16 protein-coding genes are annotated in these 13613 nt (G+C 67.2%); 6 read left to right on the plus strand and 10 right to left on the minus strand.

Going from position 1 to position 13613, the window contains the following annotated elements; translation table 11 throughout:
- Positions 1 to 67: 67 nt before the first annotated feature.
- From J4O73_RS14995 to J4O73_RS15010, 4 genes are all read left to right on the plus strand, one after another.
- Positions 68 to 865 carry a class II glutamine amidotransferase gene (locus J4O73_RS14995; RefSeq protein ID WP_426218544.1) on the plus strand — a complete coding sequence of 266 codons (798 nt, stop codon included), beginning with the start codon at positions 68 to 70 and terminating at the stop codon, positions 863 to 865.
- Positions 866 to 1016: 151 nt separating this feature from the next.
- Entirely contained in the window at positions 1017 to 1751 is a 735-nt protein-coding gene (locus J4O73_RS15000; RefSeq protein ID WP_426218546.1) for a NepR family anti-sigma factor, read from the plus strand.
- A gap of 180 nt (positions 1752 to 1931) precedes the next feature.
- Positions 1932 to 2345, plus strand: a complete 414-nt coding sequence (locus tag J4O73_RS15005; protein ID WP_378971804.1) for a DUF1236 domain-containing protein — start codon at positions 1932 to 1934, stop codon at positions 2343 to 2345.
- A gap of 147 nt (positions 2346 to 2492) precedes the next feature.
- The gene (locus J4O73_RS15010; protein ID WP_426218549.1) at positions 2493 to 2759 is read left to right on the plus strand and encodes a hypothetical protein; all 267 of its coding nucleotides are present in this window, start codon (positions 2493 to 2495) and stop codon (positions 2757 to 2759) included.
- Between the two features lie 7 nt (positions 2760 to 2766).
- On the opposite strand, the gene mscL is transcribed toward J4O73_RS15010, so the two are convergent.
- From mscL to J4O73_RS15035, 5 genes are all read right to left on the minus strand, one after another.
- Positions 2767 to 3195, minus strand: coding sequence for a large conductance mechanosensitive channel protein MscL (gene mscL / locus J4O73_RS15015; protein ID WP_426218550.1), 429 nt, complete (start codon positions 3193 to 3195; stop codon positions 2767 to 2769).
- A gap of 70 nt (positions 3196 to 3265) precedes the next feature.
- Positions 3266 to 4105, minus strand: a complete 840-nt coding sequence (locus J4O73_RS15020) for a CDP-alcohol phosphatidyltransferase family protein (protein WP_426218551.1) — start codon at positions 4103 to 4105, stop codon at positions 3266 to 3268.
- Positions 4106 to 4116: 11 nt separating this feature from the next.
- Positions 4117 to 4827 (minus strand): phosphatidylserine decarboxylase, encoded by a 711-nt coding sequence (locus J4O73_RS15025; protein WP_426218553.1) that lies wholly within the window; start codon positions 4825 to 4827, stop codon positions 4117 to 4119.
- Positions 4828 to 4921: 94 nt separating this feature from the next.
- Positions 4922 to 5200, minus strand: coding sequence for a type II toxin-antitoxin system RelE/ParE family toxin (locus tag J4O73_RS15030; RefSeq protein WP_426218555.1), 279 nt, complete (start codon positions 5198 to 5200; stop codon positions 4922 to 4924).
- Complete coding sequence (locus tag J4O73_RS15035; RefSeq protein WP_426218557.1) at positions 5197 to 5424, minus strand: hypothetical protein; 228 nt, start codon at positions 5422 to 5424, stop codon at positions 5197 to 5199. Before J4O73_RS15035 ends, J4O73_RS15030 begins: the two co-directional genes overlap by 4 nt.
- A 58-nt stretch (positions 5425 to 5482) precedes the next feature.
- Between J4O73_RS15035 and J4O73_RS15040 the strand changes: the two genes are divergently transcribed.
- The gene (locus tag J4O73_RS15040) at positions 5483 to 6379 is read left to right on the plus strand and encodes an NAD(P)-dependent oxidoreductase (protein ID WP_426218559.1); all 897 of its coding nucleotides are present in this window, start codon (positions 5483 to 5485) and stop codon (positions 6377 to 6379) included.
- A 3-nt stretch (positions 6380 to 6382) separates the two neighbouring features.
- Here J4O73_RS15040 and J4O73_RS15045 read toward each other — a convergent pair whose 3' ends face one another.
- From J4O73_RS15045 to J4O73_RS15065, 5 genes are all read right to left on the minus strand, one after another.
- Positions 6383 to 7177 carry an ABC transporter ATP-binding protein gene (locus J4O73_RS15045; protein ID WP_426218560.1) on the minus strand — a complete coding sequence of 265 codons (795 nt, stop codon included), beginning with the start codon at positions 7175 to 7177 and terminating at the stop codon, positions 6383 to 6385.
- 60 nt (positions 7178 to 7237) lie between these two features.
- Positions 7238 to 8047 (minus strand): ABC transporter permease, encoded by an 810-nt coding sequence (locus J4O73_RS15050; protein WP_426218561.1) that lies wholly within the window; start codon positions 8045 to 8047, stop codon positions 7238 to 7240.
- Positions 8048 to 8051: 4 nt separating this feature from the next.
- Positions 8052 to 9023: an ABC transporter substrate-binding protein gene (locus J4O73_RS15055; RefSeq protein WP_426218965.1), complete on the minus strand. Its 972-nt coding sequence runs from the start codon at positions 9021 to 9023 to the stop codon at positions 8052 to 8054.
- Positions 9024 to 9207: 184 nt separating this feature from the next.
- Positions 9208 to 11109 carry an ABCB family ABC transporter ATP-binding protein/permease gene (locus J4O73_RS15060; RefSeq protein ID WP_426218562.1) on the minus strand — a complete coding sequence of 634 codons (1902 nt, stop codon included), beginning with the start codon at positions 11107 to 11109 and terminating at the stop codon, positions 9208 to 9210.
- A gap of 92 nt (positions 11110 to 11201) precedes the next feature.
- Positions 11202 to 12662: a LysM peptidoglycan-binding domain-containing protein gene (locus J4O73_RS15065; protein WP_426218563.1), complete on the minus strand. Its 1461-nt coding sequence runs from the start codon at positions 12660 to 12662 to the stop codon at positions 11202 to 11204.
- Positions 12663 to 12905: 243 nt separating this feature from the next.
- On the opposite strand from J4O73_RS15065, the gene J4O73_RS15070 reads away from it, so the two are divergent.
- A complete protein-coding gene (locus tag J4O73_RS15070) occupies positions 12906 to 13502 on the plus strand; it encodes a TIGR00730 family Rossman fold protein (RefSeq protein ID WP_426218565.1) in 597 nt (198 codons plus the stop codon).
- The last annotated feature ends 111 nt before the right edge of the window (positions 13503 to 13613 follow it).

Raw genomic sequence — 13613 nt, forward strand, 5'->3', positions numbered from 1 at the left:
AGTTGTTCAGGCAGGCCGGGGCGCTTAAACGGCTTGCCTCCCTCCCCCTTCACCTCTGCCCCGTCCGATGTGCGAACTGCTCGGCATGAGCGCCAACGTGCCGACCGACATCCGCTTCTCCTTCGCCGGCCTCGCCCGGCGCGGTGGCGAGACCGGTCCGCATGCGGACGGCTGGGGTTTGAGCTTCTACGAGGGGCGCACCACCCGCAGCTTCCACGAGCCGGAGCCGAGCTCGCGCTCGCAGCTCGCCCGGCTCCTGCGCGATATGCCGATCAAGAGTTGCATCGTCGTCGGCCATGTCCGGCGCGCCAATCGCGGCCGCGTCAGCCTGGAGAACACCCACCCGTTCTCGCGGGAACTCTGGGGGCGCCGCTGGACCTTCGCTCATAACGGACAATTGAAGGGCGTGAAGCGCCTCAAGCTCGGGGCGTTCACGCCCATCGGCACCACCGACAGCGAGTACGCCTTCTGCTGGATGCTCGGGCGGCTTCAGGACCGCTTCAAGACCCTGCCCCGGCCCGCCACCCTCGACCGCATGGTGGCCGACCTCTGCTCCGAACTGCACGAGCTCGGCGTGTTCAACATGCTGATGTCCGACAGCCGGACCCTCTACGCCCATTGCGGCAAGCGGCTCTGCTACCTCACCCGCCGCTCGCCCTTCGGCAAGGCGACCCTGATCGATGAGGATTGGACCATCGATTTCGCCCGGGAAACCACCGCCAACGACGTCGTGACGGTCGTCGCGACACAGGCGCTGACCCGCGACGAATGCTGGACCGTGGTGGAGCGCGGCGACATGCTCACCCTGCGCGAAGGCGAGGTTCGGGTGTTGAGCGGGCGCAACGGTTCCACTCCTGCGACCTGAGCGAGGGTGCAACCGGCCGCCCGATGCGCTACACATATCATAATTAGGCGCGCACAGGCGGGACGTTCACGCTGTCACCGGCCTTTAACCGCGCCCCTCGGCCGCTTTGGACCGGCGGTTGGGTCACGACAAGCTGACGAGTGCGACGAGCATGATCCGCGAAGACACCGCCGTCCTGCCCGCGCAGGACAGCTCCTCGGACGACCGCCCGAATCTGTCCTCCTCGATCCGGACCCATCTCGGCGAACACCTGCGCACCGCCTATGATCGGTTGGGCGAGGAGACGCTGCCCGCTCGGTTCGCGGAACTCATCGACAAGCTGGAAGCGGCCCTGCGGGCGCGCGGCGAGGCGATCGAGCCGGAATTCCGCGACGGCCTGTTGGCGGCGGTGCCTTCCTTGCGCGCCTTCGCCCTGTCGCTGACCTCGAACCCGGCGCGCTCGGACGACCTCGTTCAGGACACGCTGCTCAAGGGGTGGCAGCACCGCGCCCGCTTCCAGCCGGGCACGAACCTCAATGCGTGGCTGTTCACGATCCTGCGCAACATCTTCTACTCGGATCACCGCAAGCGCGTGCGCGAAGTCGAGGATCAGGACGGTTCCTACGCCGCCCGCCTTGCGACCGCGCCGCATCAGGGCGACCGGCTCGATGTCGAGGATCTGCAATCGGCCTTGGCCAAGCTGCCGCCGGATCAGCGTGAGGCGCTGGTGCTCGTCGGCGCCGAGGGGGTCTCCTATGAGGAGGCTGCCACGATCATGGGCTGCAAGGTCGGCACGGTGAAGAGCCGCGTCAGCCGCGCGCGCGGCCGCCTCGCCGAGCTTCTCGGTTATGACGAGGAAGATCTGGGCTCCGACCGGTTTATTCAATCCGCGATGCCCGACGCCTGAACGGGATCGGCAGGCCTCCGCGCTTCACCCGCCGAAGGACTCAGTCCTTTGGAAACCATGACGACGCGGCTCGGGTCAGAGGTCGCGAAAATCGATGCATCCTATTCCGATGATCGGGCGTTAGTGGCCCGAGCTTCGCTGCGTCCATGCGGCGGAACGACACGGAAACGGAGCATCCGTATGAACGTCAAGACCCTTCTCGCCGCTTCGGCCCTCGCCCTTTCGCTGCCGCTGGCCGCCCAGGCCCAGGGCCTCGTTCCCGGCGCCGAGCGCGGTGCTGCGGCCGGTGCCGATGCGGCTGGCCCGGTTGGCGCCATCGTCGGCGGCGCGGTTGGCGCGGCCACCGGCACCGTTGGCGGCATCCTCGGCGTCGACATGGCCCCGCGCTTCCGCAGCTACGTCCGTGAGCGCAATGTCCGCTCGTACGATTACGACGGCCGCGTCGCCGTCGGCACCACGCTGCCGACCTCCGGCGTGACCTACTATGACGTGCCGACCGAGTACCGCGTGCAGCCGGGCTACCGCTACACCGTGGTGAACGATCGCCCGGTGCTGGTCGACCGTGGTCACCGCATCGTCGAGGTCATCGACTAAGCGTTCGGGGTTTCACCCAGGGCTTTCCCGTCGGAACGATCACCGCTCCGGCGGGACAAGAACGACCCAGGGCCCCGGAGCGCCGCGCTTCGGGGCCCTCTTTTTGCGTGACGCCTGGACGTCGCGAGCGCGAAGGAGGGAGCGATCATGAACGACGACCCGACCGAAGGCGGGCCGGGCCTGCCCGAGCCGGTGCGGGACCATCTCGGCCAGCAATTGCGCGGCGCCCTGCCCGTGGCCGACAAGCCGCGTTTCCTCGGTGACGAGCCGCCGATCCCCGGCGAGTTCGAGCCGACCCTCCGCCGCCTGGAAACGCGCCTCAAGACGCATGAGGAAGGCACCGAGGCCGTGGAACACGCCCTCGACCGCATCCTCGACGCCTTCGGCGTGAAGCCGGAAGTGCCGAAGGAATAGGGGTGGTTTACACCTTCGGCTTGGACGCGAGGATGTCGCGGATCTCGCCGAGGAGCTTCACATCCGCCGGGACTTCGGCGACGGCCTCGGGCTTCTTCTCCTCGGCATGCTGCAGCTTGTTCATGGCGCGTATCACCATGAACAGCACGAAGGCCACGATGACGAAGTTGAGGGAGACGGTGAGGAACTGGCCGTAACCCAGCACCGCGCCCTGTTTCTTGGCTTCACTATAGGCAAGCCCGGTCTGCACCTTGGACGACAGGGGCAGGTAGTAGTTCGAGAAATCGAGCCCCCCGGTGATCGCGCCGATCGCCGGCATGAACAGGTCCTGCACCGCCGAGGTGACGATGGCGCCGAAGGCGGCGCCGATGATCACGCCGACCGCGAGATCGACGACGTTGCCCCGCAGGGCGAATTTCTTGAATTCCTCGATCATGCTCACCTCCGTCGGGGATGGGTGAGACGGTGCCTCAACCCTTCGCCCGGCGGGAAGTGGATCGGCGGGTCTATCCACCGTCGGTTGCGGAAGCGACCTTCTCCAGGGGCGCCGCGGCCTGCTCGGTTTTGAGGCGACGGCGATATTGGGCTGCGCCCACGGGAATGGTGAGGAGATAAGCCCCGCTCACCGCCACGAGCGCCTCGAACGGGTAGCTGATGAGCAGGCCGAAGGCCGCCACGCCGCACAGGAAGATCGGCAGGACGAGGCCGCGTGGCACGCGCTTGCCCATGGTCTTGCCGGAGAAGGTCGGCACGGTGGAGACGACCATCAGGGCGATGCAGAGCACGTAGACGAGCACGGCCGGGGCCGCCCAGGCATCGAAGGAGAGACCGAGGAAGTGGAGATAGAGCGGCAGCATCGCCGTCAGCGCGCCCGCGGGCGCGGGCATGCCGACGAAGAAGTCCTTCTTCCATTCGGGCCGGGACGGGTCGTCCAGCATCGCATTGAACCGGGCGAGGCGCAGGCACATGGCGATCGCGAAGATCAGCGCGACGATCCAGCCGAGCGACTTCAGGTGGAACAGCACGAAGCCGTAGAGGATCAGCGCCGGGGCGCAGCCGAAATTGACGAAATCGGCCAGCGAATCGAGTTCCGCCCCGAAGCGCGACGTGCCTTTGAGCAGACGCGCCACCCGCCCGTCGATCCCGTCCAGGACGCCTGCTGCCACCACCGCGATGACGGCGGGCTCGAACTTGCCTTCGAAGGCCAGCCGGATCGCCGTCAACCCGAGGCAGAGCGCCATCAGGGTGATCATGTTCGGCGCGATCATCCGGAACGGCACCGGCTTGAACCGGCGCGGGCGCGGCTCGTTGGGATCCGGCTCGAAGGGGGGGAAGAGATCGTCCACGGCAGGCCCCCTCAGATCCGGCGGAAGCTGCGCTCGGGGCCGCCGCCGAGGTCGGCGAGCACGGTCTCGCCCGCGATGGCTCTCTGGCCGAGGCCGACCATCACGCGGGTGCCCGCCGGCAGGTAGACATCCACCCGGGAGCCGAAGCGGATCAAGCCGAAGCGGTCGCCCGCCGCCAGCGTGTCACCGGCCGAGACGAAGCCCACAATCCGCCGCGCCACCAGACCGGCGATCTGCACCACGCCGATCCGCGCCGGGCTGCCGCGGTGGCTCGTCTCGATGACGAGGCCGTTGCGCTCGTTGTCATCGCTCGCCTTGTCGAGCTCGGCATTCAGGAACAGGCCCGGCGTGTAGTGGATCTGCCCGATGCGGCCCGCGACCGGCATGCGGTTCACGTGGCAATCGAACACGTTCATGAAGACCGAGACGCGAAGCGTCGGCACCTGCGGCAGGTCGAGTTCCGGCGGCGGCAGGACGGTCGCGATGAGGTTCACCCGGCCATCGGCGGGCGAGACGACGAGCCCATCGCCGCCCGGCACGACCCGTTCGGGATCGCGGAAGAAGTAGCAGACCCAGAGGGTCAGGATCAGGAAGATCCAACCGAAGAACTGGGAAAAGTATCCGGCCAGCACAGTCAGCACGATGCCGATCAGGATGAAGGGGTAGCCCTCCTTGTGAATCGGCACCAGCGTCCGCCGGATCGTCTCGATGAGGTCGGTCATTCTGAATGGGCTCGGGGGATCACATCTCTGCCGGGCGGATGGCAGTCCGTTAGGCCCGCGTCAACTTTTGGAGGCCGGGACGGGTCTTCGCCCGTCAGGAAAGCGGGCGGCGGGACGTGTGGCGAATCGTACGGATGACGACCTCGCTGGTCCCGACGCGGTAGGTCAGAAGATACGGATACGGTGAGATGACGATCCGCCTGATGTTTCGTCGCTCCGTCTTCAGACCCATGAATGGATGGTCTAACAGAAGGTAGCAGACCTCACGGATCCGTTCCTGAACGTTCCGCGCGCCGATTGGATGGTGGTCCGTGATTGTGTTGAGAATCCCGTCGAGTTGACGGAGAGCCGTCGAGGTAAAGCGTAGTTTCACAGGCCGTGCTTTGCCCAGAGCGCCCGAACCTCTTCGTCTGTCGCGTAGTCGCCCCGCGTCTCTTCGGCATCGGCTGCATCCTGTTCGGCCTCCTCCTCCGGTGTCAGCCGGTAGAAGGCCTCTTCCTCGCCCGCATAGCGCAGCAGCATGCGGGCGGCGTCGTCCTGCATGGCGTCCGGGAGCGCGCGGACGCGCGCGATGGCTCGTTCCAGTAGCTCGGTCATGGCGGCATGATACACGCCGCTAGGAAAAGAAGCGATTCCCTTCGGAGTTCAGGCGCTCATGATCCACCGCATCGCCTTCCTCGGCCTCGGCGCCATGGGTGCGCCGATCGCCCGGCATCTCGCGGCGAAAGGTGAGGCCCCGGCGACGGTCACGGCCTACGATGCCGATCCGGCTCGCCTCGCCGGACTCGACGCTCCCGGGCTCGTCGCGACGTCCGATCTGTCCCGGATCGACGGCGCGCAGGCGCTGTTCCTGTGCCTGCCGGACGGAGCAGTGGTGGAGGCTGTCCTGTTCGGACGGGACGGGGTGGCGGACCGCCTCGCGCCGGGTGCCGTCGTGGTCGATCTCAGCACGACGACGCATGCGGATGCCTTGCGTATCGGGCGCAGGCTTGAACAGGGGGGGCGTGCCTTCGTGGACGCGCCGGTCTCGGGGGCACCCGCCGGGGCCGAGGCGGGGACGCTCACCGTGATGTGCGGCGGCGCTCCGGAAGTCTTCGCGCGCCTGCGCCCCTTCCTCGAACGGTTCGGCGGCACCGTCCTGCACATGGGGCCCCTGGGGGCGGGCCAACTGACCAAGACGGTCAACAACGTGCTCTACGACATCAACATCGCGGCGCTGGCTGAGGTGCTACCCATGGCCGTGGCGATGGGGCTCGATCCGGCCCAACTCGGGCAGGTCGTCACCACCGGCACCAGCCGCAGCTACGCCTCGCAATACTTCGTGCCGAGGATCCTCAAGGGCGAGTTCGACGAGGGCTATCCCCTGGCCAAGGCCTACAAGGACCTCGTCAGCGCAGCCACCGTGGCCGCGGAGAACGGCTTCCCCCTCCCCGTCACAGCCGCCGCGACCGCGACCTACCAGACCGCCCTGCGCCAGGGGCACGGGGACCGCGACAAGGGCGCCATGGTCCTGCCCTTCGAGGATCTACTGGGGGTCAAGGTGCGGGGGTGAGCCTTAATCCACCGCCGGCGCGTGCAACTCCGCGTCGGTGAAGCGGGCCTGCTCCTCCATGACGAGCTGCCCCAACTCCCGCTTGATCGCATTGAACTCGGCGCTCGCCGGATCGCGCGGGCGGGGCATCGGCACCGTCACGTCGCGTTTGATGCGGCCGGGGCGGTAGGTCATCACGAGGATGCGGTCGGCGAGGTAGATCGCCTCCTCGATCGAGTGCGTCACGAAGACGATGGTCTTGCGGTACTCGGCCCAGATCCGCAGCAACTCGTCCTGCAACGTCCGCCGCGTCAGCGCATCGAGGGCGCCGAACGGCTCATCCATGAGCATGACCGGCGGGTCGAGGGCGAGGATGCGGGCGATGGCCACACGCTGGCGCATGCCGCCCGACAGATCCTTCGGATAGCGCTTCAGGAAGTCCGACAGGCCGAGCTTTTCGGTGATGCGGGCGACCGTCGCGTCCGCCTCTGCCCGCGCTACGCCCTTCACATCGAGGCCGAAGCGGACATTGTCCTCGACGCTCATCCACGGGAACAGCGCGTATTCCTGGAACACCATGCCCCGGTCCGGCCCCGGCTCCCGCACCGCGTTGCCGCCGACGGTGATCGCGCCGGAGGTGAGCGGCGTGAAGCCCGCCATGGCGTTCAGCAGGGTGGACTTGCCGCAGCCCGAGGGGCCGAGGAGGCAGAGGAACTGCCCCTCCGGCACCGTGGCGGTGATGTCTTGCAGGGCAGGCACGCCCGCGCTTCCGCTTCCGAACACCTTGACGGCGTTCGAGACGACGATCTCTGCCGACATGTCAGAATCCCCGCCGCATGACGTCGCCGGAACATCGGCTTCCACTTTTCCGCGTCATGTTCAGCGTTCCAGGCCGCGATGCCAGCGCAGCAGATGATCGTTCAACCGGCTCATGGCGCCGTCGATGATGAGCCCTAGGATACCGATCGTCAGCATGCCGCCGATGATCTTGTCGGACCACATGTATTCCCGCGCCTCGAGGATGCGGTAGCCGAGCCCGTCGGACACCGCGATCATCTCGGCGACGATCACGACGATGAAGGCCGTGCCGATGCCGATCCGCATCCCTGCCAGCACGAAGGGGCTGGCGGCGGGCAGGATCACCCGGCGGAACATCGTCCAGCGCCCGGCCCCGAGATTGCGGGCGGCGCGGATGTAGATCGAATCCACCTGCCGTACGCCCGCGATGGTGTTCACCAGAACGGGGAAGAAGGTTCCGAGCGCGATCAGGAACAGCGCGGGCGGGTTGCCGAGGCCGAACCAGACGATGGCGAGCGGGATATAGGCGATGGGCGGAATCGGCCGCAGAACCTGCAGAAGCGGGTTGAACAGGCCGTAGAGCTTGTCGCTCGTGCCGAGCAGCAACCCGATCGGCACGGCGAGACCCGCGCCGATGGCAAAGCCCGCGAGAACCCGGCCCAGCGACGAGACCGCGTCATGCGGCATCTCTCCGGAGAGCAGCCACGACCAGTAGCTACCCTCCTCCGGGTTGTACGGCAGGGCGGGCTGGAGTCCGGCCCACCATTTCGCCGCGACCGCCGAGGGCGGGGGCAGCACCACAGGGGAAACGGCCCCGGTGCGGCTCATGACCTCCCACAGGAGGAGCAGAGCCACCGGAACCAGGGCACCGCGCAATCGATAGAGCGCCATCGGGTCAGTTGACCTTCAGATTCGCCTTGGCCTTCTCGAGCAGGTCGAGCTTGACCCACTCGGCATCGGATTTCGGCGGGTTCTGCATCTTACCCAGGCCATACTTCACCATGTAATCGGCCGTGGTCTGCATATGCCCGGCAGGCATCACGTAGGTGTAGCTGGCGTTGGCCATTCCATCGCGGAAGTCCTGGCTCGACAGCTGGCCCTTGAACACCTGTTCGCGGACATACTTCTCAGCGAGAGCCGGATCGTCGATGAACGCCTTGGTGGCGGCCACGAAGAGGTTCAGCACCTTCTGCGCGACTTCCGGCCGCTCGTTGTACATCTTCTCGGTCATGACGAGGGGCCGCACCGGCTTGCCGATGGGCGTGTCGTAGGGCTTCACCAACTCGACGCCCCAGCCGGCGCTGATGGCCTGCGTGGATTGGGGCTCGGACTGGCAGATCACATCGACGTATTTCTGCGCGAGCGCTTGGTTCAGATCGGCGTAGTTGTTGAAATAGGTGAGTTGCACGTCCTTGCCCGGCCGCTCCGACCAGGTCATCCCGTGCTTGTCGAGCTCGGCGAGCAGCATCAGGTCCTGCGTGCCGCCCCGGACGGTGGCGACCTTCAGGCCCTTGAGATCGGCGGCGGTCTTGGCGGGCAGGTCCGGCCGCTTGAGGATGCGCACCCCCCCATCGGCGAAGCCCGCCACCACGAGAAGCTTCACGCCGTTGCCGCGAGCGGCCACCGCGCCGTCGCCACCCGAGGCCGCGATGTCGATCTGGTCCACCGCCATGGCGGGGTAGATGTCGGCCCCCTTGGCGAATTGGCGCTCATCGATCTTGAGGCCGTATTTCGGGGCGATCTCCTTCATGTAGGAGATGGCGCCGTAATGGGCGAACTTGAGATTGCCGAGACGTACGACGTCTTCCGCGTGGGCCGGAACGGCAAGCGCGACGGCGGCGAGGCAGCCCGCCAGTAGATGTCTGATCACGATACTCTCCCCGAGGACACAACGTCGTCCGACCGGCCTTCTTCGTGGGCCGTGTGCCTTCAGGGGTATAGCGCTTCGCCGCCCGAGTTAATCCCATCACCGGGCGTTTTCGGTAACGTCGGAGGAAAACCTTCTCTTCAAGGCGCCGCCGGTGCGACTCGACGCGCCGTCATCGTCCTGCTCATTCCGCCGCCACGGGCTTTCCCTGCGGGATGGACGGTGCGTCCGCCTCGCGCGCCAGCACCTCGCGAGCCGCATCCGCCTCGCGCTGGCGGGCCCAGAGGGCGGCGTAGATCCCGCCCTTGTCGAGGAGTTCCGTGTGCGTGCCGCGCTCGGCCACGATCCCCTTGTCGAGGACGAGGATCGCGTCGGCGTTGACGACGGTCGAGAGGCGGTGGGCGATCACCAGCGTCGTGCGGCCCTGCGCCACCCGGTCGAGGGCATCCTGAATCTCGGCCTCGGTGAAGGAATCGAGCGCCGAAGTCGCCTCGTCGAGCACCAGGATCGGCGGCCCCTTGAGAATGGTCCGCGCGATGGCGACGCGCTGCTTCTCGCCGCCGGAGAGTTTCAGGCCGCGCTCGCCCACGGGGGTGTCGTAGCCTTCGGGGAGACCCGAAACAAAGCGGTCTATCTGCGCCAGACGCGCGGCCTCGCGCATCTCCTCGTCGGTCGCGTCCGGGCGGCCGTAGCGGACGTTGTAGCCGATCGTGTCGTTGAACAGCACGGTGTCCTGCGGGACCATTCCGATCGCGGCGCGTAAGGATTCCTGCGTGACCATCGCGATGTCCTGACCGTCGATGGCGATCCGTCCGGATTGCGGCTCATAGAACCGGAACAGCAGCCGCGAGAGGGTCGATTTGCCCGCCCCCGAGGGGCCGACGATGGCCACCGTCTGGCCGGGCTGCACCTCGAAGGAGACTCCCCGCAGGATCGGCCGCTCGGGCGTGTAGGAGAACCGGACGTCCTCGAACCGCACGGTGCCGCCCGAGACGGCGAGCGGCTTCGCTCCCGGCCGGTCGGCGATCTCGGGATTCTGCCCGAGGATGCGGAACATGTCGTCGATGTCGATGAGCGCCTGTTTGATCTCCCGGTAGATCATGCCCATGAAATTGAGGGGCATAGCGAGCTGAACCAGCATGGTGTTGGCCAGTACGAACCCGCCGATCGTGGTGCGCCCGGCCATGATGTCCCGCGCGGCGAGCCACATCACCACCGTCATGCCTGCGGTGAAGATCGCCGCCTGACCCGCGTTGAGCACCGCGAGCGACACGTAGGTCTGCGTCGAGGCTTTCTCGTATTTCGCCATGGATTGGTCGTAGCGGGCGGTCTCGCGAGCCTCCGCGCCGAAGTATTTCACCGTCTCGTAGTTCAGCAACGAGTCGACGGCCTTGGTGTTGGCATCGGTGTCGGAGGCATTCATCCGGCGGCGGATCGCGATCCGGTACTCCGTCGCCTTGTAGGTGAAGCCAAGATAGGCCGCGACCGTGAGGAAGGCGGCCAGGGAATAGAGCCAGTCGAACTCGTAGGCGAGGATGCCGAGGACGAGGACGAACTCGACGATGGTCGGCACCAGGGTCAGCACCATCAGGCGCGACAATTCCTCGATGCCGGAACGACCCCGCTCCAACACGCGGGTCAGGCCGCCGGTCTTGCGCTCCAGGTGGAAGCGCAGGGACAGGGCATGCATGTGCTTGAAGGTGAGCAGGGCGAGGCGACGCACCGCATGCATCGCGACCTTGGCGAACAGCCCGTCGCGGACCTGCGTCAGCAGCGCCATCGCCACCCGTGACACGCCATAGAGGCCGATCAGGAGCATCGGCGCGGCGAGCAGGCCCGTCGGCACGCCCTTCTCCTGGCTGCCCACGGCGGCGACGAGGGCGTCGGTCGCCCATTTGAAGGTGAACGGCGTCACCATCGTCGCGAGCTTCGCGAGGAGGATCAGCCCGAAGGCGAGGAAGGCCCGCCGCTGAAGGTCCGGCCGCCCATGCGGCCAGAGGTGGGGCCAGAGGCGCCGATAGGTGGCGAGCAGGCCGGGACGCGCGGTCGGCGTCGTCCCGGCAGGGGACGCGGATGTGTCGGACATGGAACGGGTTCTGGGGCGGGATTACGGCGCATATAGGCACGTGCTGCCCTCACGGCATCCCGGACCCTGTGCGGGATGGGTATGCGCCGCCCCTACCCCCGCCGGTCGTTCGGCAGCACGAAGATCTGCCCTGGGTAGATCAGGTCGGGATCGCGGATCTGTGCTTGGTTGGCGTCGTAGATCACGGTGTACCGTTCGCCGCGCCCGTAGATCCGCTTGCTGATCTGCCAGAGGTTGTCGCCGCGCGTGATCCGTGCGGTGGCGATGCCCGGCACGAAGACCGCGCCCGCATCCATGGCCATGTCCGGGCCGGGCACGCGCCTGGCTCCGTCCAAGGGGGGCCTGTCGGCCGGGCTTCGAGGGCGCGTGGCCGCCATGGCGTCCGAGGGCGGCGTCGACCCGGCCTCCGCCCGGCCCGGCTCGGGCTTGAACTGGGTGGATTTCCCGGCTTCGGACTTGCTCGTATCGGATTTGGCCATATCGGATTTGGCATGGTCCGACCTGCTTTGGTCCGACCTGCCCGATGCGTTCTGCGACGCTTCGGCCACCTCCTGCGGCATGGCGAAAGGGACCTCGGCGCGGCGGAGTACGCGGTTGGTCTTCGGATCGATCTCATCGATCCGCACCTGATACCGGCCCGTCGCCACGCCGCTGCCGATGGTGAAGGTCACGCGGCCATCGGCGCCGATCCGGGCGGGTGCGATGAGCGTGTCGTTGAGGTAGAGCCGCACATCGGTGCCCGGCTTGCCCATGCCCGTGACGAACAGGCGCCCACCGGGCTCGGAATCGACGCTGACGATCCGCACAGGCGCGTCGGGCTTGCCCGGGGCGGCCTGATCGGCGGACTTCTTCTCCGTGCCATCCGCATCGCCGGGTTTGGCTGCCGCGACCGGCGGCGTCGCGGGGGCGCCTGGTTGCGAGAGCACGACGGTCGGCGCGTCGGGGGCCGTGAGGGCGACGAGGGGGCGAGCGTTGCCTTCCGGCGAGACCGAGACGGCGACGGTCTGGGACGAGCGCGTCTCCTGTCCGTCGGAGGTCTTCGAGCGGAGCGTGATCTCGCTGGAGCCCTTGGGTAGAGCGGGCGGGACGATGGCGAATTGGCCGTTCGGATCGGCCAGGGCGCGGGCGACGGGCTTGCCGTCCACCAGCATCTCCACGACCGTGTTGGGCTTGCCCCGCCCCGCCACCACGGCATCGCCGTTCGGCTCGACGCGGACGATGTCGAAACGCGGCGAATCCGCCTCGGCCGCCTTTTCCTTCGGCGCGGAGGTCTCAGGAGGGCTCGCCGATGCCGGTGGCTCTCCGCTGGGCTTCGGGCCCGGCGCGGTCGGCTTCCCGGCCTCGGGTGTATTCTTATAGGCGGGTGCCGAAGGGCCGCCCGGCGGCGTGCCGAGATTGGCCTCCGGTGCAAGGGCGGGCACCTTGCTCTGCGAAGCCATCTCGTCCTGCCGCACCAGGTCACCGAACCAGTGCACGCCCAGCACGATACCGAAGCCCGCGATGAGGCCCGCGAGCGCCAGGACGATGCCGCGCCGTAATCGACCCGTCGTCACCTTGAACGCCTCCCCCGGAACCCCGAACGAGGGGCTTCAACGCGATTTGCGCGGACCTCCTCGTGGAAACCCGTCGACTGCCAGGGCTATAATAACGTACACCGGCCCTGCACCAAGCCGCCCCGTCCTGAAGAACGGTGAATCCTGCGGGCATTCAGCACTTTGCTGCGCTTCGACCGGATTCAGAACGCAAGAATCATGAATGCGGGGGCGGCCCCCAAAACGCGTGAAGGAGGCCGCCGGATGGCCCTGGTGAGGACGGTCTGTGTCTATTGCGGTTCCGGTTTCGGCGCGAACCCGGCCTTCCGGGAGGCGGCGCAGCAACTCGGTACCGCGCTCGCCCAGGCCGGGATGTCCCTGGTCTACGGCGGCGGCGATGTCGGGCTGATGGGCACCGTCGCCCGCGCGGTCCTCGACCATGGCGGACACGTCACCGGCATCATCCCGGACTTCCTCCAAGCCCGCGAGAACATGCTTGAGGCGGTCAACGAGACCATCGTCGTGCCGGACATGCACACCCGCAAGCGCCTGATGTTCGAGCGCTCGGACGCCTTCGTCACCCTCCCCGGCGGGATCGGAACGCTGGAGGAACTGGTCGAGCAGCTGACATGGGCGCAACTCGGGCGGCACAAGAAACCCGTGGTGCTCGTCTCGGTGGACGATTTCTGGGCGCCGCTGCTCGGCCTGTTCGACCATATGCGGGGCCATGGTTTCATCCGCGAGGGGCTGGATCTCAGCTATCTCGTGGCCCAGGACGCGGCCGGGGTCGTGCCCCTCCTCCAGGCGGCCGGGCACGAGCCGGACGATCGTGCGGAAGAGCTCGTGACCAAGCGGATGTGATTCCGGTTATCTTCGCGCCGACCTCGTCCGCCGACACAATTTGCTTCTCGGCTGCTTGGATGCGATGCGCAGATGATCTGGAATACTCGGCAGTGTTAAGATGAATTGCTC

The sequence above is a fragment of the Methylobacterium sp. NFXW15 genome (assembly GCF_049887755.1).
Classification (GTDB): domain Bacteria; phylum Pseudomonadota; class Alphaproteobacteria; order Rhizobiales; family Beijerinckiaceae; genus Methylobacterium.